Raw genomic sequence first — 23,674 nt, 5'->3', positions numbered from 1 at the left:
GTTAAGGCTATAATAATATTTACCTTTATTTTTTTGGTTCATCGCCATGGCGTGGGGTTGATCTTCATTTCGACCAGAAGCGTCCGAGAGCCGCTTCGCTTGAGCTCCAGGCTCTCATCTGTGACGCTGATCCCCAAGGAGTCGCCCAGCCTCCACTCGAATCAACTTATTCATATAACTTACGTCTTAACAAAATGTATCCCAACCTTAGGCGGTAAACTATTTTTTATAAAGTAGAGTAAATATTATTAAGTCACAATTTCTATTATACCCTTTTATAAGAAAATTCAAACAAATAGGACATATAAAAAAGGACAAATCTACTTGCAAACGTAGATTTGTCCTTAATACGTCACATCTTACTGCATGTGGTGTTTATTTATCTTCATTCAACAGAACACTCTCATCTTGAAGGTAGAGAGATGAATGCGGATGTGTTCCATCACATCTGCTAAGTGAAGATAAAGCCCCCGGCGAATATCACGAATTTTGAAAGGAATAAATTGTGCACGCGCAATTCAAAATCCGGACGCAATTACGCCAAGGTAAACTTGCTTTATATTAATCAAATAGAGTACTTACAGATTTATTTTCATAGACACGAGAGATTGCATCTGCCATCAATTTAGCGACTGAAAGCTCTGTAATTTTTGGAGATTTTTTCTCTTCAGGAAGTTGGATTGTATTTGTTACAACTAATTCTTTAATCGACGAGTTTTCGATACGCTCGATTGCCGGACCTGATAATACTGGGTGAGAACAACAAGCATAAACTTCTTTCGCACCAGCTGCACGTAATGCATCCGCGCCAATTGTAATCGTACCTGCAGTATCAATAATATCATCAATCAAGATTGCCACTTTACCATCAACATTACCAACAATGTTCATTACTTCTGCAACATTTGGTTTCGGACGGCGTTTGTCAATAATTGCAATAGGTGCTTTTAAACGTTCTGCCATTTTACGAGCACGTGTTACACCACCATGGTCTGGAGAAACAATAACGATTTCATCTTCTGGGATACCTTTTGTTTTAAAGTAATCCGATAATAAAGGAACTGCCATCAAGTGGTCGATTAAAATATCGAAGAAACCTTGGATTTGAGGTGCATGTAAATCTAAAACGATCACACGTGTTGCACCAGCTGTTTCAAGTAAGTTTGCTACTAATTTAGCTGTAATTGGCTCGCGTGCTTTTGCTTTGCGGTCTTGACGAGCATAGCCATAGTAAGGCATTACAACGTTTACTGTACGAGCAGATGCGCGTTTTACAGCGTCTACCATAATTAAAAGCTCCATTAAATGTTCGTTTACAGGTGCAGAAGTAGATTGCACGATAAACACATCACAACCACGAATACTTTCTTCAATGCTAATTTGAACCTCACCATCGCTGAAGTGCTTAACAGAAGATTTACCTAATTCAACACCCATTTCTTGAGCAATTTCTTGAGCAAGTGGATTATTAGAATTAAGTGAAAATATTTTTAATTGTGAGTTTGCATAATGATACGGCATGATGGCCTCCTGTTTAGTTGATAATTATTTTGAATTTAATTTACTTACGTAATTCGGTTTGTTTTCTTGTCTTGCACGAGCGATTGCAAGTGCATCCTCAGGAACTTCTTTTGTAATTGTAGATCCTGCTGCAATAAATGAACCTTTTCCAACTTTCACTGGCGCTACTAAGTTAGTATTACATCCTACAAATACATCATCTTCAATAACTGTTTGGAACTTGTTTTTCCCATCATAGTTTACTGTAATGGAACCACAGCCAATATTGACATTACTTCCGATATCAGCATCGCCAATATAGCTTAAGTGTGATACTTTCGTGTCATTACCTAGTTTACTTTTCTTCACTTCTACAAAGTTACCAATCTTCACATGGCTACCAATGTCAGAAAGTGGTCGAATATGTGCAAACGGTCCAATAGCTGTTTCTTCTGCTACAACGCTTTCACGCACAACAGAAGAATGCACAGTTGTTCGATCACCAATACGGCTATCTACGATTTGTGTGTTAGGCCCGATTATACAATCTTCACCGATAACAGTTGTACCTTCAATCATAGAACCTGGTTGGATGACAGTATCACGACCAATCATTGCATCTACACTAATATATGTGGTTTCTGGATTAATAATTGTGACACCGTTACGCATATGCTTTTCATTAATTCTTGTACGCATTAGCGTCTCTGCTTGAGACAGAGCAACACGATCATTGACACCAAGTGTTTCTTCAAAATCTTCCGTTACAAATGCTTCAACGACATCGCCTTGTTTTTGTAAAATTTCAATCACATCAGGTAAATAATACTCACCCTGAGCATTGTCATTTTTCACAAGCTTTAATGTCTCAAATAACGCTTTATTATCGAAGCAATATGTGCCCGTATTAATCTCTTTAACTAATTGCTGCTCTGCTGAAGCATCCTTTTGCTCAACAATTTGTTCCACTTGTCCATTGTCGCCACGTAAAATACGACCATAGCCTGTTGGATTTTCAGCAATAGCTGTTAAAATTGTTGCTTTTGCATTCTTTGCTTGATGATGCTCGAACAAAGCTTGCATCGTTTCAGGGCGAATAAGTGGTGTATCGCCACAAACAACTAGTGTTGTCCCTTCCTCGCTACCTAAAATTGCCTCAGCCTGTTGTACAGCATGAGCTGTCCCTAACTGTTCAGCCTGTAAAACATACTCGCTTTTATCGCCAAGCTGTTGTTTCACCTTTTCTGCACCATGTCCTACAACCGTTACAATGCGATTCACATCTAACGTTTGAATGTGATCCACCACATGTTGTACCATTGGCTTCCCACATACTGGATGGAGCACTTTATATAATTTGGACTTCATACGTGTACCTTGACCTGCAGCCAAAATGACAGCAAAAATGTTGCTCATCTGTAAGTCCTCCAATACGCTCATTTTCTCTTATGACTATATAGCAAAATCCATCTATTTTCAAGGCATGTTGACTTGACAAAAAGATGAATTTCCAAATCAAATGCACCTTTTGCTCGAATGTTAATATGTATGTCCTAAAACTGCTCGTTTTCTCTTATTCTCAAAATGAAAAGAACTCTCCAATTAAGAAGAGCTCTTTTTAACTATACGCCAATTCCTTCTAATTCTTCTGGTTTTTCTGTTGCTTCTACCTCGCTTGAATTATGGTACTCGTTTAAAATTATCTCCTGAATTTTATTACGAGTAGTAGAATTGATAGGATGTGCAATATCTCTAAATTCACCGTCTGGCGTTCGTTTACTTGGCATAGCAACGAACAAACCTGTATTGCCATCAATCACACGAATATCATGAACTACGAACTCATTGTCGAGTGTAATGGAAGCAATCGCACGCATGCGACCATCCGTCTGTACACGACGTAACCTTACATCAGTAACTTCCATTTTCTCACCACCTCTCTTCTAGATGTCTAAATGAAAATATAATATTCTTTATTACCGAATATTTTCCTTTTTCTAGTCTACCAAATTATCTAAAAAATTTGAATACTCAACAGTATAATATTTCCTTTAATTTACTTTAAATTTGACAATTTTTTGTCAGTCTCCCTTTCAGATTGGTATGACTTTGAACGTAATTGTGGGTTAACCATTCAACGTTTCACAGTAAAACGGATTTACTTTTCAGAGTTTTATTAGCAGGTTTGTCTTTATCAGCGATCGCCACTCGCTTCGCTTTCGCGCTGAAAACACTTGTAGCTGACGTTACAACAATCATTTGCTGAATGAAAATAAAAAAACCCACTAAAAGAGCTTCTCTTCTAGTGAGCTTTAAAAAATTCTTATTTAACGATGGCAATAACTTCAATTTCTACGCGCACATCTTTTGGCAGACGTGCAACCTCTACTGCTGAACGAGCTGGTTTATGATCACCAAAGTGGCTAGCATATACTTCGTTCATTGCAACAAAGTCGTTCATATCCTTCATAAAAACGGTTGTTTTAATAACATTGTCCAAAGATGATCCAGCAGCAGCTAAAACTGCTTTTAAATTTGCAAATACTTGATTTGTTTGAACAGTGATATCGCCTTCCACTAATTCGCCTGTTGCTGTTAGCGGAATCTGACCTGAGCTATAAAACATGCCATTTACAATAATCCCTTGTGAATATGGTCCAATTGCTGCTGGTGCATTTGTTGTTGCTACTACTTTCATTTGTCATTTCCCCTTTTAGAAAAATAGTTACCTTCACTTAATGCAATTGTACGGTCTTTTTCATTGACCTCATGAAGCTTTACTAGTGAATAATAATCATCTACTAAAGTTTCGTCTGCATGCTCAGCCTCTACAAGCACTGCAATACCAGCTAGCTGACAATCAAATTCCTCTAATAGATTTTTCATGCCATTCATTGTACCACCGACCTTCATAAAGTCGTCAGTAATAAGCACTCGTTGCCCACTCTTCATGCTTCTTTTTGATAATACCATTGTCTGAATTCTTCTGGAAGAACCCGATACATAGTTAATGCTGACTGTAGAGCCTTCAGTTACCTTACTATCTCTTCTGACAACAACAACTGGTACATTTAAATGTCTTGCAATCGCGTGGGCAATAGAAATTCCCTTCGTTGCGACAGTCATTATGACGTCAATTTGTTGATCAGCAAATGCGGATGCAAATACCTTTCCAACCCGATTAATTAAATCTGGATTGCCGAGTAAGTCCGTCATAAATAAATAACCGCCTGGTAACAAACGATCTGAATGCTCAAGCTCCGCCTTTAAATCATTAATAACTAAACGGACCTCAGCCTCGGACATTTTAGGAATATACTTAACTCCTCCTGCAGCGCCCGGTACTGTCATCAATAACCCGATTCCTTTTTCTTCGAAAGTTTCTTTTACAATCGTCAAATCTTCACTAATAGAAGACTTTGCAGATTGATATAGTTCAGAAAAATAAGTTAGCGGGATCAGCTGATGTGGATGTTCTAGTAAATAGTACGTCATATCAACTAGTCGTTCACTACGCTTCCATTTCATGCGACCCTCTCCTAAACACGAATATTTATAGGTAAAATTAACATAAATTTGCGGTTTTAAGCAAGTGTATTTCGCTCGCCCAAAATCCGAACGGCATATACTTCTTCACAAAAACCACGTAAACCATTATAAATTCGGCTCACTCGAGCTTCACTATCCACTAAACCAAACACCGTCGGACCGCTTCCACTCATTAATGTTGCATCTGCGCCAAAGCGCCTCATTTGCTCCTTTAACATTACTACTTCTGGATGTAGCTTAAAAGTTACAGTTTCCAAAACATTCCCTAATGATGCACAGAGTAGGTCATAATCTTCCGTTTCAATAGCATGAATCATTTGCTTCGTATTTGGATGTTCTAACCCTTCAACCTTTAATCCTCCATACACTTCTGCAGTAGAGACACCTATTTTAGGTTTAGCTAAGACTACCCAACAATTTGGTGGTGCAGGCAATTCCTGAATTTTTTCTCCACGCCCCGTTGCTAATGCTGTGCCACCATAGACACAAAATGAAACATCCGAACCAATTTTCGCACCTAATTCCGCTAACTCATCTATAGATAATCCTAAATTCCACAGCTCATTTAAACCCTTTAGTGTAGCAGCTGCATCGCTACTGCCACCTGCTAATCCTGCTGCGATCGGTATTTCTTTTTCTATAGTAATGGATACACCTTGTCCAATGCCGTATGTATCTTTAACTAGACGCGCTGCCTGATAAGCAAAATTCCGGTGATCATTTGGCACGAAATTATCAGTAGAAATTATTTCAATTACGCCATCTTCTCGAGATTCTAGGCAAATACGATCTGCTAAATCCACAGTTGTCATGACCATCTCTACCTCATGGAAATTATCTGGTCTTTTATAAAGCACATCTAATGTTAAATTTATTTTTGCAGGCGCCTTTACATAAAGCATCTTTCTTCCTCCTTATAGCTACACTTATCAATTACGCATTAGCGCAATTTACTGACACTTCGCCTCGCACAGATAAACAATGCTCCTAATTTTAAATTGCAGGTTAGTAAGCCTTATCGCACGCATGGAGAGTTAAGGCTAACCTCCTAGCTTGTCCTTTAAAACCGTAACATCTGACAGATCATTCAGTTTGATATTTTAATACACCCTGAATAAAAATTACACTTCCTTCTGCCTTTAGATGTAGGAGTCTTCTGTAACTGTTACAAAACATCAGTAACTGGCGTTCACTTCGCTATATAAAACATTTTCTGAATGAAGATAAACTTTCATTCATCTTTCACAAGATTATTCATTTTATTTTACCATAATGGGAATGTGAAAATGGAAAAAAAGAACCGTATACCCCTATTTGGTGTAACGGTTCTCTTTCGTCAGTCGTGTTGTTGTGTATACAGGAAGTTTTCATCCTGTAATTGAAGTTTCAAAATAATAAGTGGTCTATTTTCACAAAGAGGCTACTTATTATGCTCTTGCTCACTACTTGCTCTTTCAGCCATTTCAATGGCACGTTTGACCATATTACCGGCGTCTCGAGCTTTTATGCCGCCCCAGCCTTCTCGTTGCACAACATCATAAAATCCAAGCTCTTTAGCGATCTCTTCCTTTAAACGAGGTGACATGATACCTTTTCTAGGCATATAAACTCCTCCTTAACAACTGACGATTTTAGTATGCCCCAGAAAAAGCAAAACACTCATGTAGTTTTTACATGAGTGTTTCAAAATATAGAAAAAGTACTAGAAACTATTTTGCGATAGCAGCTTTTGCTTCGTCTAAAAATGTAATCTCTACTGCCTCAGTTAAAATATCTGTGTAGCTATACGATACGCGTTTGCACGCATTGTCTTCTTGATCAAGCTCAACTACAAAGATAGCGCGATATGTCTCACGCAATACCCCTGCACACTCGACCGTTTTCTTGCGACCTCCGTTTGCTCTTAACTGCAAACGTTTACCCAAATGACAATCCAACGACTTTTTAATGTCCGCTAAAGTTTTTGGCATTTTCGCTTACACCTCACTAATAAATAGTATAAGCGATTCGCCCAAAAATGTCAACAAAATATAATATTTTATCAGCCTCTAATAAATTTTGTCAACTTATTTTTCATAAAAAGGGCATGTTTTTTTTACTTATACCCAAAAATGTTAACAAAATTTTTTTACTTTGCAAATGTAGGGTATAGTGCATCGGCTAATTTTCCAAACTCTTGAATGGTTAAGGTCTCTCCCCGACGTGTCGGTTCAATATTTACCGCTTTTAAAGCATCCATAATTTTTTCTTTGTGTACCTTCCCATTTGGTAAACCTGATTGTAAATTATTGAAGATCGTTTTTCGTCGTTGTACAAACGACGCACGAGTAACAACGAATAAAAAATCCTCATCAATTACGTTTACTGGAGGTTCATCATGCTTAATAAGACGGATCACTGCAGAATCCACGTTTGGTTGCGGCATAAAAACAGTTTTCGGTACCGTCATGGCAATATCCGCCTTTACATAATATTGAATCGCAATTGATAAAGAACCGTACTCCTTCGTTCCAGGCTTAGCTGTAATACGATCTGCAACTTCCTTTTGCATCATGACAACGAAACCGCGAATCGGCAAACGTTCATTGAGTAATTTCATTAAAATCGGTGTCGTCACATAATAAGGTAAATTCGCTACAACCATAATATCCTCAATACCCGGCATCTCTTCCTGAATCACTTTAGCAACATCCGCCTTTAAAACATCTGAATGTACAATAGTTACATTATTATATGGGCTAAGTGTATCTTCTAATACAGGTAATAATCGCTGATCAATTTCAAAAGATACAACCTTTTTTGCACTTCTTGCTAAATGCTCTGTTAATGCTCCAATGCCAGGACCAACTTCGATTGCACCACTATTTTCAGTTAAATTTGCATGACTAACAATATTTCGTAAAATGTTCGGATCTATTAAAAAATTTTGACCTAAGCTTTTTTTAAATGAAAATCCATATTTTTTTAAAATTTCCTGTGTTCTAATTGGTGTTGCAATATCCTTATGCATCGTTTTCCTCCTGATCTAACTGTGCGATTGCCGCACCAAATTGCTTTTCTGTAATTTGAAACATTTTCAATCTTTTATGAAGCTGTTTGCCGTTTGTTGCACCGATATTCAAAATTTCCCCAAGACGATCACGTCGAGTCTTCGCCCGCGGATGGCCAATTAAATGTGCCGTCATTAAATCTTCGAGAGTGATATCATCTGTGGTTGATTCACCCTCATTTGGGGTATAGACATGTTGCAGCGCCTCACGTATATCTTCATCTGCTGCATGCTCAATGCCTAGTCCTTTACCGTTTTTCGCAATTGTTTTGGCTTTCGGTAAAAAAGCGTGTTTTACACCTTTTACATGCTCCTCGATAATGGAACGAATTCGACGTCCTGGATAATCTGGATCAGTAAAAACAATAACACCTCTTTTATCCTGTGCATGTTGAATTCTCTTCAGTGTTTCCTCTGAAATAGCCGATCCATTCGTTTCTATAGTATCTGCTTGTACAGCTCGCTTAATAGCTGTTGTATCATCTTTTCCTTCAACAACAATGATTTCTTTTATTTGCAAAAAGGCTCCTCTTTTCTACCTTATCTTCAGACCATTTTACAACTGCCCTGTACGATTGTACAGAAATACACGGCTATTCACCTTTATAATATTCCCCCCCTAATTTTGCTATCGGTGATTCTCCAAAACAAATTACGGAAAAAAATAAAAAAGCTTTCCCGCCAGTCAAAACAGGAAAGCTAATAATAGTGAAAAACATTTTTGATTAATTTTACAATTTTTTTAATTTAATACTTTTACACGCACTTTCCTTACTCCCCAATTACTAGCTTGGGATTCAGATTGTACAAGTATGTCGATCCGATTACCCTTAATTGCACCACCAGTATCTCCTGCAATAGCTGTTCCATAGCCTTCAACCCAAACTTTTGAACCAAGCTTTATAACAGAAGGGTCTACAGCTATTACTTTCAACCCCGATCCTGATTTTAAATTAATTCCAGTGGCAGATATCCCCGAGCAGCCGTTACAATTAGGTGTATAAGCGGTTGCCGTTACATAAAATTCTTTACCACTAGCTGGCTCTGATGAACCACGTGATACAGTCGCAGCACTAGCTACTACAGTTTTAGTACCTACTGCAACCACTTGCTTTTGCGATTCTTTTACAACTTTTTCTGATTGTAGATTTTTAGCTACAACTTGGCCATTCTCTTTCACAACTTCAAACGTTTTAGTCATTAATCCTTTTTGGCCTGCTGTTACAACTTTTTGTTTTCCTTTTTGCAATGAAGCATCCTGCTTCTTTTCAATTGCGAAATCTAAAGATTCTTCCACTACATCGATAACCTTTTCTACGCGAACTACTGTGATTTTACTCTGCGGAGTGATTACGTCCTTCAGGTTATTCTCGACACGATCGAATTCATTTAGTTGAATTCCTTGTTGTTTTAAAAAGTTAGCGACCGTAGTCGAAGTGGACCATACTTGTCTCTTGTTTACGCCATCGACAAGCGATACTTGAAACGCCTTTTGAATATCAATCTTGTTGTCTGCTCCTATTTCTGTATCTAGACTTTGTACTAATGAGTCATGCTCTGATACTTCAATATTTGCTTCTTTCAAAATGTCTTTCACTTGTGTTTCAGTTGTCCAAACTTTTGACTGATTTCCATCAACTGAAATAGTTATTTCTTTTGCCTGTTCCCATGAAATTGCTAATCCATTAACAATTTTGGTGTTCAGAGAGGGTGATATTTTGTCATGCTCTGCTATGTCTATATTTTGATCTTGTAATAATTGTTCTACAGTTTTGGCATGTGTTGTTACTTCGATTGTTTCTCCGTTCGCATCAAGCGTTACGGACTTTTTAGTACCTTGATAAAGTACAAATGAAATTACAGATACAAACAGGACAAGTGAAATAATGCTTATCACTGTTTGCTTACTCCTCAATGATCCTAAGAACAAGTTTTTCATGGAATTATTTGACATGAAAAAACGCCTCCTTAATACAAAGTTGGATTATACGTACTAGATTTGGCACTGTCAACCCGAATGTATTTCAAAGAAAATTGACATTACCTTTTTAGCCAACCACAAACCCAGTATTGGAGGCATCTCAGCTAGTTAATTGTCAATCCTAAAAAAAATTTTCGCATTGGCTGTCGTTACTTGTGCAATTTCCTCAATTGTTAATCCTTTTAAACGGGCAATTTCTTCTGCAACTAATGGCACTAAAGCTGGCTCATTACGTTTTCCTCGGTATGGGTGAGGTGCTAAATACGGTGCATCAGTTTCAATCATCAAATGTTCTAAAGGTATTTCTGTCGCCACTTCTTTCGGCATTCGTGCATTTTTAAATGTCACCGGCCCACCAAGACTAATCATAAAATTCATAGCAATACATTCTTGTGCGGTTTCCACACTGCCACTATAACAATGCATAACGCCTCCCACGGAAGCCGCGTTTTCTTCACGTAAAATTTGTACAACATCTCCAGTAGCATCCCTGTTATGAATAATAATTGGTAAATTCAGCTTTTGCGCTAAATGAATTTGCTTGCGGAAAAGCGCTTGTTGAACATCTTTCGGGGATTTATCCCAATAGTAATCCAATCCAGTTTCACCAATACCTACTATTTTCGGATGTGCTGCCAATTCCTCAATCCAGTTTAAATCCTCTTCTGTACAATCAATGGCGTCAACAGGGTGCCAACCAATGACACCATAAACAAAATCATACTGTTCAACCAGTTGCATTGTTTTTTCTATAGTTTTGCGGTCGAAACCAACAACAACCATTGTTTCTACTTTGGCTTCAAGAGCTCTATCTATAACCTCTTGTAAGTCTTCTTCATACTGATCTGCATTTAAGTGTACATGTGTATCAATGAACATCGTCATTCTCCTAACATAGATTTTATTAAAAATTATTATTTCATATTTTTCGTCAGTGTTACAATTATGTTACAAACAATTTTGTTTTATAACATTACTCACAACCTCAGACACCACACCTATTACTATATACCTAAAAAAACCCAATGAATAGTGTGCATAAATTATTTCAAGATAATAAACTACTCCTTTTCGAAACGGATTTTAAAAGCCTGCTGAACTTTTTACATTCAGCAGGCCTTCCTCAAAATTTATTACTTTACTTTTGCGCCGTTCTCTAGTTTCGGATCAACCGATGCTAATTTTAAAATCCCATCTTTTTCACCAGCTAGAATCATTCCTTGTGATAATTCACCGCGTAATTTAACCGGCTTTAAGTTAGTGACTACAATCACTTTTTGACCAATTAATTCTTCTGGAGAATAAAACTTTGCAATACCTGAAACTACTTGTCGTTGCTCATATCCAAGATCCACTTGAAGCTTTAATAATTTGTCTGCCTTCGGAATCGTTTCACACGCTGTTACAGTAGCTACTCGTAAATCAACTTTCATAAAATCATCGATAGTAATTTCAGGAATTTCTGGAACTTCTGCGTCTTTTTGCTCATTTTTTGTTTCTTCCACTTGTGGAGTTTTCACTGAGCCTCGCATTTCTTCACGAATATACGCAATTTCAACTTCACTCTCTAAACGAGGGAAAATCGGAATACCTTTTTCTACCACTTTAATGTTTACTGGAATAGTATTGCCGAATGTTTCAATTGTTTCCCATGCTAAGAATTTGTCATCCAAACCTAATTGTTCAATCATCCGTTTGGGAGTAGATGTCATAAATGGTTGTAACATGACAGCAATTTGGTGTAAACTCTCCGCCAAATTTCGCATAACAGCTCCTAATTTTGGCTTATCTGATTCCTCTTTTGCTAGTACCCACGGTTGAGTTTCATCTATATATTTATTCGTTCTTGAAACAAGTGTCCATACATCTGCTAATACGACACTAAACTGCATTTTTTCCATACTTTCTTCATATTTAATACGTACCGATTCAGCTTGTTCTTTTAAAGCCGCATCAAATTCTGTCGACTGAAGACTTTCAGTTGGAATCATGCCGTCGAAATATTTATTTATCATTGAAATAGTACGATTCAATAAATTGCCTAAATCATTTGCTAAGTCGAAGTTTGTACGTTCAACAAAAGATTCTGGCGAAAATACACCATCAGATCCGAATGGTAACTCACGTAATAGAAAATATCGTGTCGCATCTAACCCATAACGTTCTATTAACATTTCAGGATAAATAACATTGCCCTTTGATTTAGACATTTTACCGTCTTTCATCATTATAAAACCATGGGCAAATATTTTTTTCGGAAGTGGTAAATCTAGTGCCATTAAGAAAATTGGCCAATAAATAGTATGGAATCGAACGATATCTTTACCAACTACATGTACATCTGCCGGCCAATATTTATTGAATAATGTTTCATCTTCTGAAAGATAACCTAATGACGTGATATAGTTAGTTAAGGCATCTACCCATACATAAATGACATGTTTAGGATCTCCAGGAACTTTGATGCCCCAATCAAATGAAGTTCTTGATACAGATAAATCTTCTAACCCCGGTTTAATGAAGTTATTAATCATTTCATTTTTTCGAGATTCAGGCTCAATGAAATCAATGTTTTCTTCATAATAAGCTAATAGACGATCTGCGTATTTCTTCATATTAAAGAAGTAGGATTCCTCTTTAACTTTGTGTACTGGACGACCACAGTCTGGGCAGTTACCTTCTACTAATTGTGTCTCCGTAAAGAATGATTCACATGGTGTACAGTACGACCCTTCATACTCACCTTTATAAATATCACCATTATCTAAAAACTTTTGGAAAATCTTTTCGACAGTTTTCGTATGACGCTCTTGCGTCGTTTGAATAAAGTCATCGTATGAAATGTCCATTAATGCCCAAAGCTTTTTTGCAGCATCTGCAATTTCATTCACGTATTGTTGGGGATGTTTACCCGCTTCTGCAGCTTTTTCTTGAATTTTTTGCCCATGCTCATCCATTCCAGTTAAAAAACGTACATCATAACCACGTAAACGTTTATAACGTGCAATTGTATCTGATGCTACAGTTGTATACGCTGTACCGATATGGAATTTCCCGCTTGGGTAATAAATAGGGGTTGTTATATAGAATGTTTTGTTTTGTTCGCTCACAAGAACTGCCTCCATTGTTTCACAGTATACTATCTATTCTAACTAAGTACGAAATTCGTTTCAACTTCTTTCAGCGGGTATTCAAACACTCGCTCCAGAGAAGTTAAAGCCTCGGCGGATATCACGGAATCGGAAAGGAGCTCTTATATAGGAAGTTAACCTAAAACCATCGCATCCATGCGATAACGGCTAACTGACCTGCATCACGCAGGCCTAAGCACAAAGGCGATGCCGGACGCGAAAAATGTCGAATGATAGAATCAATCCATTTAATGTCTTAAATGAGAAGCTTTTTTACTAGAAATTAAAATATATAATAAAAACCTTTTAAAATAACCAAAATATCTGTTTTCTCCTCAAAAATTTTTTTAAAAACAATAATCTTAGTGCATTAATTAATTGACGTTTATGGCATTACTTGGTATGATAACTATCAGACAAGGAAATTATGTCGAAATTTGACGAAATACCAATATAACTTTTTAACATTAGGAGGAAAAATAATTATGAAATCAACAGGAATCGTTCGTAAAGTCGATGAATTAGGACGTGTAGTAATTCCTATCGAACTTCGCCGTACATTAGGTATTGCAGAAAAAGATGCTTTAGAAATCTATGTGGATGATGACAAAATCATCTTAAAAAAATATATGCCAAACATGACATGTGCTGTAACTGGTGAAGTTTCTGATGATAACTTCCGTCTAGTTGGAGGCAAATTAATTTTAAGCCCTGAAGGCGCAGAAATGTTAGTGAAAGAAATCCAATCTAACTTAAAAAAATAATTTGATATACTCACCTAAATCAAGCACTGTGATTTAGGTGTTTTTTTATCAATTTCGCCTTGGCTTAATTGGGTTCACAGGCGTTATCTTCATTCAATAGAAGATAACTATAATATGCCCAATTTTTGAGTCCCTTATAATGTCCATGTCAGACCTTTTATGAATAAGGATACTATTTTTTACAATTATTATCAATTTATATGATTTATAGACTCATCTCTAATAATGTGGGGTTGATTTCCGTTCCGGCTAGGCGCTTTGTTGTTGCTGACGCTTCGCTACACTGCGCTTTCGCACAGTTAAAACATTTGTTGCTGACGCTTTTGTGACTGACGCATCACTTTCGCGCAAAGCAAAGCTTCCTGGGGACGTCCGATAGCCACATCACTCGTGTTGCTCGCTCCAGGGTCTCGTCCATTACGATGTTGGTCACGAAGGCATTATCACAGGACGTGATGGTTTTAGCCTCCGCTCCTCTATTGCTAATCCCCAAGGAGTCGCCCAGCCTCACATGGCATGTTTTAACAAATATCATTCCGAAGACTATTGGTGAGTAGCCTCCATTTCAATAGATATACAAAAAAGAGGTCGCCCTATTAAGGCAACCTCTTTCTTTCCATTAACTATGGTATTCATTATAGACTTCTCGCTTAGCTACTTGACGTAGTTTTGCTACTTCCTTTATAGCTTCTTTTGATGTAATGCCTGTATCATTAATAATATAATCGACATGTTCAACGACAGACATTGTCATCCAATAGGCTTCTTCGTTTATTTCTTCCACGGCATTCTCGTTTCCTTCAAGGACAATACAAAATTCCCCTCGAATTCCCTCTGTTTGTGACCATTCCACTGCTTCAGCCAACGTACCACGTAAAAACTCTTCGAATTTTTTAGTTAACTCACGAGCTAATACGATTCGACGATTACCAAGAATGGATTCCATATCTTTTAAAGTGTCCTTTAAACGATGAGGAGCCTCATAAAACAATATAGTTTCCTGACGTTTTTTTAGTTGCTCTAATTGCTGTCGACGATCCTTTTTTCCTCGATTTAAAAATCCATAAAAGAAAAATGGCTGCGGTGTTAATCCAGAAGCGATTAATGCTGATATTGCAGCATTGGGACCTGGTACCGGCACAACTGGAAAGTCTTGATCAATTGCTTTTTCGACTATATCTGCACCAGGATCGGAAATACAAGGTAGACCAGCATCACTAACTAATGCGACTGTTTTTCCTTCACGTAAGAAGGCTAATAGCTTTTCTCCCCCTACCTCTAAATTATGCTCATGATAGCTGATCAGTGGTGTTTCTATATCAAAGTAGTTGCATAGTTTCTTTGTATTACGTGTATCCTCGGCAGCAATAATATCTGCTTCCTTTAAAATACGTAACGCACGTACACTCATATCCTCTAGGTTACCAATAGGCGTTGCCACTAAATATAAACAACCTGTATGACCGTGCATTGTACTTTTCTGAGATTTCATGCGTCATCCCTCCCTATATATTTCATTTTTTGCTTTCGTGTTAGCTGTTTAAAAGCGTATTCTGCACGCATTGCTTCTTGTTTTGTATCGAATTCCTCTACATAAATACATTCCACTGGACCTCGTGCTCTCGTATATTTTGCTCCCTTACCAGCATTATGCACATCAACACGCCTGTCTACATTATTCGTGTAGCCAGCGTAAAAGGATTGATCGGCACACTCTAACACATAAAAATAATGGCTATTGCTCTTTTCCATAAAGGATTTCTCTCACTTCTGCTGTATATTCATTATTCGCATTATAAACATACAAGGGCGGTAATATTTTCAGATCGGGCTTACCGTCTTTAATTCCTTCTATTAATAGTGTATTGGCTTCCTTACCTTCTTTTGGGTAAATAAGTTGCATACGTTTAGGCTCTAAACGATTTGCGCGCATTGCCGTAACAATATCTAGTAACCGACCAGGACGATGAACAAAAGCTGCCTTTCCGCCTTGCTTTAATAATTTGCTTGCTGATTGTATTGCTTCCTCTAACGTTAAATATAGTTCATGACGTGCAATAGCGTAATGCTCACTTAAATTTTTATCACTAGCTTCATGTGCTAAAAAATATGGTGGATTACAGGTTACAACATCATATTTTTCAATACCAAGCTCCTTAGGAATTTCCTTCACATCACCAAGGACCATATGAATTTGTTCTTCTAACTTATTGTAACTGATACTTCGCTCAGCCATATCAAATAAACGTGGTTGAATTTCTACTCCTGTAATATGTCCCTTCGTTCTGGCGCTTAGAAAAAGTGGGATAACACCATTGCCTGAGCACAAATCAACAATTTTCCCTTTATGATATGGGACATTGACAAATTTAGAAAGTAGCACTGCATCCAATGAAAACGAAAAGACGGAGGAACTTTGAATAATACGCAAATTCTCAGCTAATAAATAGTCTAATCGTTCATCACCCTTCAACCAATTTTCCATTTTTCTTCCTCCTACTATACAAAACAAAAGACTGACACCACTATAGTGGGAATCAGCCTTCTATTACACATTTTGTTTATTTAAAAATGATAGACAAAACAGACAGTCTTCACCTTTACGGGAACTTCCGAAATGAACATGACAAACATGGAAGCCTTCTTGGTATAAACGTGCTAGATTATCATAACCTTCGCCAATATCTAACGGATTCTCTTTCTTCTCATCAGAAACTTGTACAGAGTTTTCATTAGAAAGTAGTTCTTCTAGACGTGTACGAAGGTGTTGATTTTCTGTTTCGAGTGCCTTATGCTCCTCCATCATTAACGCTACAAATTGTTTCAATGCACTAAATTGCTCCTGCATTGCTTCGAGCTGTTGTTCGAACTCCATAACGGTATCTAAGAAATTACGGTCCTTCACCCAAGCCACCTCGTCCAATCCTCTATCTTAAATAAGATTTTTTTCGCATGCTAGCAGTTCTTCTAATGTATACTCGGCTGTGCGCTCCTGCTCTTGTAAATATACTTGAATGAGTCTTTCTAGTACATTTAAACCTACAACTTTACCGCGGCCATCTGGTGTCATCGTCATATCACCAACGTCTGGCATGCCCTCTTTTGCTTCCTCATACTCATCATTTTCATACTTTAAGCAGCACATTAAACGACCGCAAAGACCTGAAATTTTGGATGGATTTAAAGATAAGTTTTGATCTTTAGCCATTTTAATAGAAACCGGCTCAAAATCTCCTAAAAACGTTGAGCAGCAAAGCATCCGGCCACAAGGGCCAATTCCACCTAACAACTTCGCCTCATCACGAACACCAATTTGACGAAGTTCGATACGTGTTCTAAAAACTGAAGCTAAATCTTTTACAAGATCTCTGAAATCAACGCGTCCTTCAGCCGTAAAATAAAAGATGATTTTATTACGATCAAATGTATATTCAACATCAACGAGCTTCATTTCTAAATTATGCTCAATGATTTTTGCGCTTGCTAGTTCAAATGCGTGCTTTGATTCGGCTGCATTTTCCTCTACTTGGATACGATCACGTTCATCCGCTGGTCGTAGAACTTGTTTAAGTGGTAATACAACATCATTATCCCCAACAACCTTTTGGGGGACAACTACTTTACCATATTCTACACCGCGAGCTGTCTCTACAATGACATATTGGCTGTCCTCAAGTAGATATGATGCTGGATCAAAGTAATATATTTTACCCGCTTTTTTAAAACGGACTCCCACTACATTATACAAATGTATATCCCTCCTGCAGATTTAGCATTAACTGCTCCATCATTAACGTCCTATTCATGTTACGTTGTAAAGATGAACGTGCCTGTAAAATTGACTCCATTTGACTAGATAGACGTTCATAAGTCGAATGTAGCGCAGCTTCTTTAAATGTTTGTAACATGTCTGGGTAAGTACAAGTTGCTTCGGGATTAGCTTTTATTGACACTATATCACGGTAAGCAAATAGTAGTAAATCTAATGCCTGCTCCATCTCGCCTTTTTCTTTAAACAGTGGCAACCATTCTTCATGTACAACAAGCATTGCCTCATGTACATTCTGGCGAATTGCCTCTACTAATTTTAACACTGTTTTTCGAGCATGTGCAAACTGCTCATCATTTGCTAAAATCATAGCTGTTTCGAGTTCGTTCGTCATCATGCTCACTGTAGAAGCCATCGAATAAGAAATGTTGTTATCTTGCAAATGCTTTAACAATATGTGTCGAGGCATTTTTTGAAATTTAATGTGCTGGCAGCGAGAACGAATCGTTGGTAAAATTGACTGCATTTGCTCCGTTAACAAAATTGCAGTTACTTCACCCTCTGGTTCCTCTAAAAATTTAAGTATCATGTTTGCAGATGCAATATTGAGACGATCTGCATGATGAAGTACATAAATTTTACGTCCCTCTTCCACACCCATCATCTTCATTTCTGCAATTAATTCACGTATTTGATCAATTTTTATAAATTGACCTTCTGGATAAATTTGATGAATATTTGGATGATTACCCGAATCAACACGTCTGCAATTTCGACATGTTTCACATGGAACATTTTGCTTTGGTTGCTCACATAGCATTAATTTGACAAAAAACTGCATAATATCTATTTTGCCTGTCCCTTTTTCGCCATCAAAAATGTATGCATGCGCTAATCTATTTTTGTCAAAAATCGTTTGAAGCTGCTTCATTACAACTGGCTGTAGTGTGAATAGCTCTTCAACATTCTTGGCCATATATTTAAATTCCTTCCTAAACTACACTTTTAGCATAATTGTTTCCTATTGCTCAATTTTAGTACATAAATATCTGTGGCTTTAGAGCAGATAGATTGGTTTTATGTCATTCAACAAATAAATTTGGCTGCTGAATAGATTCGAAAAAAGCCCGCGCCTACAAGAGAACGAGACACGGGTTTTACATATACAAATTAATTAATAAGCCTTTAATCTCACCGATTTTATCAAGAAGGTCAATTGCTTCCTTTTCTTCATCTAAAATATCTTGTGCAAGTTCTACAAGACGCGTATCAATAGTTTCGATTATTTTCAAGCGTCTTCCTTCACCAAAACGATTCCAAGTATGTGATTGCTTTAAATCCATACCATGCTCTACCGTTTCTTGTAGAAATCGTTTAACAAGCATTTTAAAACGAGCAAGTTCTCGTAAATTACGTGATCTTGCAACACGATCACCTGCTGTAGAAATATCCCCTAGCAATCGTGTAAGCTGTTCAGTCTGTAATTTGGTTCCTTGCTTGACGACCATATCTCCAAATCGGTTATTTTGATTATTGTTATGCAGCGGCTCTTTACGATTAGTATTTAACCCGACACGTATATCTTGATTGATCTTCAAGCTGTTCGCCCCCACTTGCTATCAAATATATATAATGTGTTGTATTTCTCATTTAACGTGGCATTGATTTAAAAATGATGAAACTGTTCAATTGGTAATACAAAAACTGTCGCTCCTCCTACCTCTACCTCTACAGGATACGGTATATAGGAATCTGTATTCCCGCCTAATGGCGAAACAGGAGCAACCATTTGTTCTCGCGCTCGACAATTATCACGAATAATATCTAAAACTTTGGGTATGAGAGAGTCTTCCGTCCCAATAAGAAACGTCGTATTTCCAGAGCGTAAAAATCCTCCTGTGCTTGCTAACTTAGTTGCACGAAACTGATTTTTCGTTAAAGCATTCGATAAGCGGCTGCTATCCTGATCTTGCACTACAGCTACGACTAACTTCATTCGCACTCACCCCTTTGATAAAATTCATCTAAATAAACTTTATTACCTTTTCAATTATGCCAAGGCATAATTGTGTTCGGATTCGGATTCGTACTTGCACAAAGTACTCCTTTCCGATTCCATGGTATACGCCAGAGTTCCTCTATTTCAGTAGGTGTTTGGATATCTCCTGAATAGGAACAATATCCGCATTCAGCTATTGTCGCTTCGCTTTCGCGCAGAAAACATTTGCTGAATGATTATAGATGTTACCATTATATCACATTGTGGTAGACAACTTCATGCATTTACTGTATTGCTTCATATATTAATGACCATACATCTTCAACAACACGCTCAATATTTTGATCCGCATTGACGACATGTATACGCTCAGGGTAACGCTCCACTAACTGTAAATATCCTTCCCGAACCTTCTTATGAAAAGCTAAACTTTCAACATCTAAGCGATTTACTTCTCGCTCTCCATGAGCATGAATGCGTGCCAAGCCAACCTCTGGTGCAAGGTCAAATAATATTGTCATATCAGGTAACATCTTACCGATTGCAAACTCATTAATAGATAATACTTCATCAACGCCGATACCACGCGCATATCCTTGATATGCTAATGAAGAATCGATAAATCGATCGCAAATAACAGTTTTACTAGCATCCAACGCAGGTCGTACTTTTTCAAAAAAGTGCTGACTTCTCGCTGCTGCGTATAATAATGCTTCTGTACGCTCATCCATGGCTGTATGTTCTGGGTTTAAAATAATGCTCCTAATTTTCTCAGCAATTTCAATACCACCAGGTTCTCTCGTTGCTAATACATCAATATTTTCCTCTGCAAGTCGCTCGGCTATTTTTTGAATAACTGTTGTTTTTCCGGCACCCTCTGGACCTTCAAATGTAATAAATAAATTGCAATTCATGCTGTTATTGCCTCCAACTATTTAATGATCTCAATTATCTTTTCTTCTAAACGGTGATTTCCTTGGAACGTTGCACCACAAGCCAGTAATTCCTCCAGCTGACTTAGCTTTGCTACTGTTATTTTTTCTCCTGGAACAAGCAATGGAATGCCTGGTGGATAAGGAATAATCATATTAGCAGAGATATGTCCTATTGTTCGCATATACGGTAACCATTCTTTTTCCGCCTTATCAATTTCATCAAATGTGTAGGCTGGTTCCGTAATAGCTACAAAATTATAAGCTGTTTGTGAAGCTGTTATTATTTCTGCCTTTGGTGTACTTACTAACAATGTTATAGCGTCCTTAATACGAACACGTATTTCTGCAAATGGATAGTTATGTCCCTGTTTCAATAAAGGTAGCACAAGCAACACTTGATTTGCATCTGCTAGTTCTGCATATACATGCTTTGCTTCTAATGCCTCTTGTAATTGAAAACCGCTATAGCCATTAACACGTAACAATAATTTTATAGGGTCGTCTACCTCAATAACTTCCAAAGAGCCAATAGCTTGTAATGCCTCTACCCATTGATCTCTTTTTTCTATTATATATGCACCGTCACTCTCCATATATGTCTGTATATAATTGCGTGCATCATCTAATGAAGCCAATAAAAGATAGGATGGGCTGCTAGATTGTAACATACGTAAATAGTGATTTATTTTGTCGACATCGATTAAATCAGAATTAACATGCATAAAGGATGCCATTGTCATAGCAGGCAATGTTTTATGTGCAGATTGTACTACTATATCTGCACCAAATGTCAATGCTGATGGTTGAAATAAAGTACATGCACTAAAATGGGCTCCATGTGCTTCATCCACTAAAACAGGAATACCCTTCTCATGACAATACGCAATCTGCTGCTGCATTTCTTGAGATGCCATACCATAATAAGTAGGATACGTTAAAACGACAGCACGGGCCCCCGGATAATTATCAACTGCATCTTTTAAATCTTTATAAGAAACATGTGTTGCAGTTAATGTACGTTCATCCCAAAGCGGGGAAACAAATACAGGTTTTGCTCCAACAAGCTCTATTGCGTGAAATATAGACTTATGTGCATTACGTTGGACAATAATCTTATCCCCTTTTTTACATGTGGCATAAATCATCGCTAAGTTTCCAATAGTAGATCCCCCTACTAAAAAGAAACTTTTCATCGCCCCATATGTATCTGCTAACAAATTTTCCGCCTCTAATATCATTTCCTCTGGGTGATGTAAGTCATCAAGTCCTGATAATTCTGTCACGTCATATCGCATTACATCTTTAAATGGCTGAGGAAGATGGGAGAGTGCTCCATGCTTATGCCCTGGGACATGAAAGGAAATATTTTGTTGTTGTCGAAAGCGCTCTAATCCTTCTACAATCGGCCTTTTCTTTTGCAAAACAATACACCCATTTCCGTTATATTCTCAGTTAATTATAACACTTACGGTACGAAAACATTTGCTGATTGGATATAAATAAAGTGAAATTCATATAACCTTTTTCCCGATCCAATGTGCTAGTAATGCAATAGGTATCAATAAAAGACAAAATGGTAAGCATACAAAAATAATGTTCCATGTTATGACTTTATTGACTAATAACGAATGATACAAAACTAAACTGTATGGAATAACGATTATCAAAGATGTGAGTGCACCGGGTGTAATGGAACGAAGAAAAATAGACTGTGTAAGGTGAGTGAACGCATGTAGAAAGTAGGTTAGCGTAACAACAGTAAAAAAGTAGATTTCTCCATATGGCCCATGATTCACATACTGATTTGCTACAAAAGTGGAACTACTTACAAACGTGAATATTACGATGACTGCTACCGCAAACTGCGCTGTCGACATCGAAAACTGTTTCATAATTCGATCAGCAATTTTTTTCGGCAATCTTTCGTACAAAATAGTAGAATTCTTATTTAGCCACTTTTCAACCATAATAATCTCTTCAAAATCATGAAGAATAAACATAATAGGAAATAACCAAATAAGTGTTTGGATACCTACCCATTGTTCCATGATGGTTCCTCCTTTTCCCCCAAAGCTCCTCATCATAAAGTGATTTCCGTTTCCGATTGGGCGCTTTTTCGGGGCGTCCGATAAGCCACTTCGCTGCAGGAACTCTCTGTGACATTAATGCCAGAGGAGTCGCCCAATCTTCACTCCAATCAACTTATATCAACTGCACACGTATTAACAATGTCATCCACAACTTTTGGTGATGAACCATAAAAGGATCATTGCACCTAATAGCAACTTTCTTTTATATTACATGATATTCTACGTTTAACAGTAAAACTATTTTAAAATGTACTTAACTCTAATTTCTCTACAACATACTAGCCTTTACCGCCATCTCTTGTACTAGCTGTTCAACTAATTGTGGTACAAACTTCTCTAAAACCGGATTCATCATCCCTGCTAAGAAACCACTTGCCTTCATTGTTAAATTGCCTATTAACTGACATGTACCATCCTGATCTTGTGTAATTTCAAAATAACCATCACCGTTTATCGGGTCTGATAAGCCTACCAAATCAAACATAACTTGATTAGGGTTCGATTCCTTGTCCTCAAGCTCAACCTTTACAGCTTTTTGGATAATGCCAAAGTCCCCTTTAAATACCCAAATCATATTTTGTTCATTTGGAAATTCATGATGTAAATAACCGGGTATTAGTACAGCCCATTGCTCCTTATTTTGAATAAACGCTTGTAGCTTTGCTTTCTCAATTTGAATATTTTCACTATATAACCCTGTTGCCATTTCAACTCACCCCTTTATTTGTTCAATTAAATTCTAACATTTTTTAGGGGTTTAATACTGCGTTTTTTAAACAATAAAAAACCACTGATTTCTCAGTGGCTACTTTGTGCCTAGCGACGTCCTACTCTCACAGGGGGAAGCCCCCAACTACCATCGGCGCTAAAGAGCTTAACTTCCGTGTTCGGTATGGGAACGGGTGTG

26 protein-coding genes and 1 rRNA gene are annotated in these 23,674 nt (G+C 37.4%); 1 reads left to right on the top strand and 26 read right to left on the bottom strand.

The window, feature by feature from the left end:
- Positions 1–561: 561 nt before the first annotated feature.
- From ACIPKN_RS24690 to metG, 13 genes are all read right to left on the bottom strand, one after another.
- Positions 562–1,521 (bottom strand): ribose-phosphate diphosphokinase, encoded by a 960-nt coding sequence (locus ACIPKN_RS24690; RefSeq protein ID WP_132364320.1) that lies wholly within the window; start codon positions 1,519–1,521, stop codon positions 562–564.
- A 24-nt stretch (positions 1,522–1,545) separates the two neighbouring features.
- Positions 1,546–2,916, bottom strand: coding sequence for a bifunctional UDP-N-acetylglucosamine diphosphorylase/glucosamine-1-phosphate N-acetyltransferase GlmU (gene glmU / locus ACIPKN_RS24685; RefSeq protein WP_400941311.1), 1,371 nt, complete (start codon positions 2,914–2,916; stop codon positions 1,546–1,548).
- A gap of 206 nt (positions 2,917–3,122) precedes the next feature.
- Entirely contained in the window at positions 3,123–3,425 is a 303-nt protein-coding gene (gene spoVG, locus ACIPKN_RS24680) for a septation regulator SpoVG (RefSeq protein WP_132364315.1), read from the bottom strand.
- Between the two features lie 398 nt (positions 3,426–3,823).
- On the bottom strand, positions 3,824–4,198 hold the full coding sequence (locus ACIPKN_RS24675) for a RidA family protein (RefSeq protein WP_142510486.1): 375 nt from the start codon (positions 4,196–4,198) through the stop codon (positions 3,824–3,826).
- Positions 4,195–5,028 carry a pur operon repressor gene (gene purR / locus ACIPKN_RS24670; RefSeq protein ID WP_142510485.1) on the bottom strand — a complete coding sequence of 278 codons (834 nt, stop codon included), beginning with the start codon at positions 5,026–5,028 and terminating at the stop codon, positions 4,195–4,197. The genes ACIPKN_RS24675 and purR overlap by 4 nt, the downstream gene beginning before the upstream one ends.
- 56 nt (positions 5,029–5,084) lie before the next feature.
- Entirely contained in the window at positions 5,085–5,951 is an 867-nt protein-coding gene (ispE, locus tag ACIPKN_RS24665; protein WP_248717603.1) for a 4-(cytidine 5'-diphospho)-2-C-methyl-D-erythritol kinase, read from the bottom strand.
- A gap of 518 nt (positions 5,952–6,469) precedes the next feature.
- Positions 6,470–6,652: a small, acid-soluble spore protein, alpha/beta type gene (locus tag ACIPKN_RS24660; protein WP_053594103.1), complete on the bottom strand. Its 183-nt coding sequence runs from the start codon at positions 6,650–6,652 to the stop codon at positions 6,470–6,472.
- Between the two features lie 106 nt (positions 6,653–6,758).
- Entirely contained in the window at positions 6,759–7,019 is a 261-nt protein-coding gene (veg, locus tag ACIPKN_RS24655; RefSeq protein WP_142510483.1) for a biofilm formation stimulator Veg, read from the bottom strand.
- Positions 7,020–7,177: 158 nt separating this feature from the next.
- Positions 7,178–8,059, bottom strand: a complete 882-nt coding sequence (gene rsmA / locus ACIPKN_RS24650) for a 16S rRNA (adenine(1518)-N(6)/adenine(1519)-N(6))-dimethyltransferase RsmA (protein WP_400941305.1) — start codon at positions 8,057–8,059, stop codon at positions 7,178–7,180.
- On the bottom strand, positions 8,052–8,618 hold the full coding sequence (rnmV, locus tag ACIPKN_RS24645) for a ribonuclease M5 (RefSeq protein ID WP_142510481.1): 567 nt from the start codon (positions 8,616–8,618) through the stop codon (positions 8,052–8,054). Before rnmV ends, rsmA begins: the two co-directional genes overlap by 8 nt.
- A gap of 222 nt (positions 8,619–8,840) precedes the next feature.
- On the bottom strand, positions 8,841–10,052 hold the full coding sequence (locus ACIPKN_RS24640; protein WP_400941302.1) for a resuscitation-promoting factor: 1,212 nt from the start codon (positions 10,050–10,052) through the stop codon (positions 8,841–8,843).
- 135 nt (positions 10,053–10,187) lie between these two features.
- Positions 10,188–10,958, bottom strand: coding sequence for a TatD family hydrolase (locus ACIPKN_RS24635; protein WP_400941299.1), 771 nt, complete (start codon positions 10,956–10,958; stop codon positions 10,188–10,190).
- 254 nt (positions 10,959–11,212) lie between these two features.
- On the bottom strand, positions 11,213–13,189 hold the full coding sequence (gene metG / locus ACIPKN_RS24630) for a methionine--tRNA ligase (RefSeq protein WP_400941297.1): 1,977 nt from the start codon (positions 13,187–13,189) through the stop codon (positions 11,213–11,215).
- Between the two features lie 506 nt (positions 13,190–13,695).
- Here metG and ACIPKN_RS24625 point away from each other — a divergent pair.
- Positions 13,696–13,974, top strand: coding sequence for a transition state genes transcriptional regulator AbrB (locus ACIPKN_RS24625; protein ID WP_004229214.1), 279 nt, complete (start codon positions 13,696–13,698; stop codon positions 13,972–13,974).
- Between the two features lie 619 nt (positions 13,975–14,593).
- Here ACIPKN_RS24625 and rsmI read toward each other — a convergent pair.
- The 13 genes from rsmI to rrf all read right to left on the bottom strand — a co-directional run.
- Complete coding sequence (gene rsmI / locus ACIPKN_RS24620) at positions 14,594–15,466, bottom strand: 16S rRNA (cytidine(1402)-2'-O)-methyltransferase (protein WP_400941295.1); 873 nt, start codon at positions 15,464–15,466, stop codon at positions 14,594–14,596.
- Positions 15,463–15,726 (bottom strand): GIY-YIG nuclease family protein, encoded by a 264-nt coding sequence (locus ACIPKN_RS24615; RefSeq protein WP_142510476.1) that lies wholly within the window; start codon positions 15,724–15,726, stop codon positions 15,463–15,465. Before ACIPKN_RS24615 ends, rsmI begins: the two co-directional genes overlap by 4 nt.
- Complete coding sequence (locus tag ACIPKN_RS24610; protein WP_400941291.1) at positions 15,710–16,459, bottom strand: tRNA1(Val) (adenine(37)-N6)-methyltransferase; 750 nt, start codon at positions 16,457–16,459, stop codon at positions 15,710–15,712. The genes ACIPKN_RS24615 and ACIPKN_RS24610 overlap by 17 nt, the downstream gene beginning before the upstream one ends.
- A 63-nt stretch (positions 16,460–16,522) precedes the next feature.
- Positions 16,523–16,879, bottom strand: coding sequence for a DNA replication initiation control protein YabA (gene yabA / locus ACIPKN_RS24605; RefSeq protein WP_400941289.1), 357 nt, complete (start codon positions 16,877–16,879; stop codon positions 16,523–16,525).
- A gap of 27 nt (positions 16,880–16,906) precedes the next feature.
- Positions 16,907–17,722 carry a PSP1 domain-containing protein gene (locus ACIPKN_RS24600; RefSeq protein WP_400941287.1) on the bottom strand — a complete coding sequence of 272 codons (816 nt, stop codon included), beginning with the start codon at positions 17,720–17,722 and terminating at the stop codon, positions 16,907–16,909.
- Positions 17,715–18,719: a DNA polymerase III subunit delta' gene (gene holB, locus ACIPKN_RS24595; RefSeq protein WP_400941285.1), complete on the bottom strand. Its 1,005-nt coding sequence runs from the start codon at positions 18,717–18,719 to the stop codon at positions 17,715–17,717. Before holB ends, ACIPKN_RS24600 begins: the two co-directional genes overlap by 8 nt.
- A 181-nt stretch (positions 18,720–18,900) precedes the next feature.
- Complete coding sequence (locus ACIPKN_RS24590) at positions 18,901–19,341, bottom strand: YaaR family protein (protein WP_132364275.1); 441 nt, start codon at positions 19,339–19,341, stop codon at positions 18,901–18,903.
- A gap of 68 nt (positions 19,342–19,409) precedes the next feature.
- A complete protein-coding gene (locus ACIPKN_RS24585; RefSeq protein WP_049667342.1) occupies positions 19,410–19,739 on the bottom strand; it encodes a cyclic-di-AMP receptor in 330 nt (109 codons plus the stop codon).
- A gap of 287 nt (positions 19,740–20,026) precedes the next feature.
- Positions 20,027–20,656, bottom strand: a complete 630-nt coding sequence (gene tmk / locus ACIPKN_RS24580; protein WP_400941283.1) for a dTMP kinase — start codon at positions 20,654–20,656, stop codon at positions 20,027–20,029.
- Positions 20,657–20,673: 17 nt separating this feature from the next.
- Positions 20,674–22,098 carry an aminotransferase class I/II-fold pyridoxal phosphate-dependent enzyme gene (locus tag ACIPKN_RS24575; protein ID WP_400941281.1) on the bottom strand — a complete coding sequence of 475 codons (1,425 nt, stop codon included), beginning with the start codon at positions 22,096–22,098 and terminating at the stop codon, positions 20,674–20,676.
- A gap of 90 nt (positions 22,099–22,188) precedes the next feature.
- Positions 22,189–22,725: an HXXEE domain-containing protein gene (locus tag ACIPKN_RS24570; RefSeq protein ID WP_400941279.1), complete on the bottom strand. Its 537-nt coding sequence runs from the start codon at positions 22,723–22,725 to the stop codon at positions 22,189–22,191.
- 310 nt (positions 22,726–23,035) lie between these two features.
- Positions 23,036–23,473 carry an SRPBCC domain-containing protein gene (locus ACIPKN_RS24565; protein ID WP_400941277.1) on the bottom strand — a complete coding sequence of 146 codons (438 nt, stop codon included), beginning with the start codon at positions 23,471–23,473 and terminating at the stop codon, positions 23,036–23,038.
- A gap of 108 nt (positions 23,474–23,581) precedes the next feature.
- Positions 23,582–23,674: ribosomal RNA gene (rrf, locus tag ACIPKN_RS24560) — 5S ribosomal RNA — on the bottom strand; the annotation flags it as partial.

This window comes from Lysinibacillus sp. NPDC086135, assembly GCF_044746345.1.
Lineage (GTDB): Bacteria > Bacillota > Bacilli > Bacillales_A > Planococcaceae > Lysinibacillus.
Note: the sequence above shows the minus strand (reverse complement) of the source record. Positions and strands in the feature narration are given on the sequence as shown.

What these genes read in the sequence shown, in the direction of transcription:
- ACIPKN_RS24640 (WP_400941302.1), bottom strand. Translation starts at nt 10,052, where the DNA reads ATGTCAAATAATTCCATGAAAAACTTGTTCTTAGGATCATTGAGGAGT.
- holB (WP_400941285.1), bottom strand. Translation starts at nt 18,719, where the DNA reads ATGGCCAAGAATGTTGAAGAGCTATTCACACTACAGCCAGTTGTAATG.
- ispE (WP_248717603.1), bottom strand. Translation starts at nt 5,951, where the DNA reads ATGCTTTATGTAAAGGCGCCTGCAAAAATAAATTTAACATTAGATGTG.
- veg (WP_142510483.1), bottom strand. Translation starts at nt 7,019, where the DNA reads ATGCCAAAAACTTTAGCGGACATTAAAAAGTCGTTGGATTGTCATTTG.
- rsmI (WP_400941295.1), bottom strand. Translation starts at nt 15,466, where the DNA reads ATGAAATCTCAGAAAAGTACAATGCACGGTCATACAGGTTGTTTATAT.
- ACIPKN_RS24660 (WP_053594103.1), bottom strand. Translation starts at nt 6,652, where the DNA reads ATGCCTAGAAAAGGTATCATGTCACCTCGTTTAAAGGAAGAGATCGCT.
- ACIPKN_RS24570 (WP_400941279.1), bottom strand. Translation starts at nt 22,725, where the DNA reads ATGGAACAATGGGTAGGTATCCAAACACTTATTTGGTTATTTCCTATT.
- ACIPKN_RS24610 (WP_400941291.1), bottom strand. Translation starts at nt 16,459, where the DNA reads ATGGAAAATTGGTTGAAGGGTGATGAACGATTAGACTATTTATTAGCT.
- spoVG (WP_132364315.1), bottom strand. Translation starts at nt 3,425, where the DNA reads ATGGAAGTTACTGATGTAAGGTTACGTCGTGTACAGACGGATGGTCGC.
- ACIPKN_RS24615 (WP_142510476.1), bottom strand. Translation starts at nt 15,726, where the DNA reads ATGGAAAAGAGCAATAGCCATTATTTTTATGTGTTAGAGTGTGCCGAT.
- ACIPKN_RS24565 (WP_400941277.1), bottom strand. Translation starts at nt 23,473, where the DNA reads ATGGCAACAGGGTTATATAGTGAAAATATTCAAATTGAGAAAGCAAAG.
- ACIPKN_RS24690 (WP_132364320.1), bottom strand. Translation starts at nt 1,521, where the DNA reads ATGCCGTATCATTATGCAAACTCACAATTAAAAATATTTTCACTTAAT.
- ACIPKN_RS24635 (WP_400941299.1), bottom strand. Translation starts at nt 10,958, where the DNA reads ATGTTCATTGATACACATGTACACTTAAATGCAGATCAGTATGAAGAA.
- tmk (WP_400941283.1), bottom strand. Translation starts at nt 20,656, where the DNA reads ATGAATTGCAATTTATTTATTACATTTGAAGGTCCAGAGGGTGCCGGA.
- ACIPKN_RS24675 (WP_142510486.1), bottom strand. Translation starts at nt 4,198, where the DNA reads ATGAAAGTAGTAGCAACAACAAATGCACCAGCAGCAATTGGACCATAT.
- purR (WP_142510485.1), bottom strand. Translation starts at nt 5,028, where the DNA reads ATGAAATGGAAGCGTAGTGAACGACTAGTTGATATGACGTACTATTTA.
- glmU (WP_400941311.1), bottom strand. Translation starts at nt 2,916, where the DNA reads ATGAGCAACATTTTTGCTGTCATTTTGGCTGCAGGTCAAGGTACACGT.
- rsmA (WP_400941305.1), bottom strand. Translation starts at nt 8,059, where the DNA reads ATGCATAAGGATATTGCAACACCAATTAGAACACAGGAAATTTTAAAA.
- ACIPKN_RS24625 (WP_004229214.1), top strand. Translation starts at nt 13,696, where the DNA reads ATGAAATCAACAGGAATCGTTCGTAAAGTCGATGAATTAGGACGTGTA.
- ACIPKN_RS24585 (WP_049667342.1), bottom strand. Translation starts at nt 19,739, where the DNA reads ATGAAGTTAGTCGTAGCTGTAGTGCAAGATCAGGATAGCAGCCGCTTA.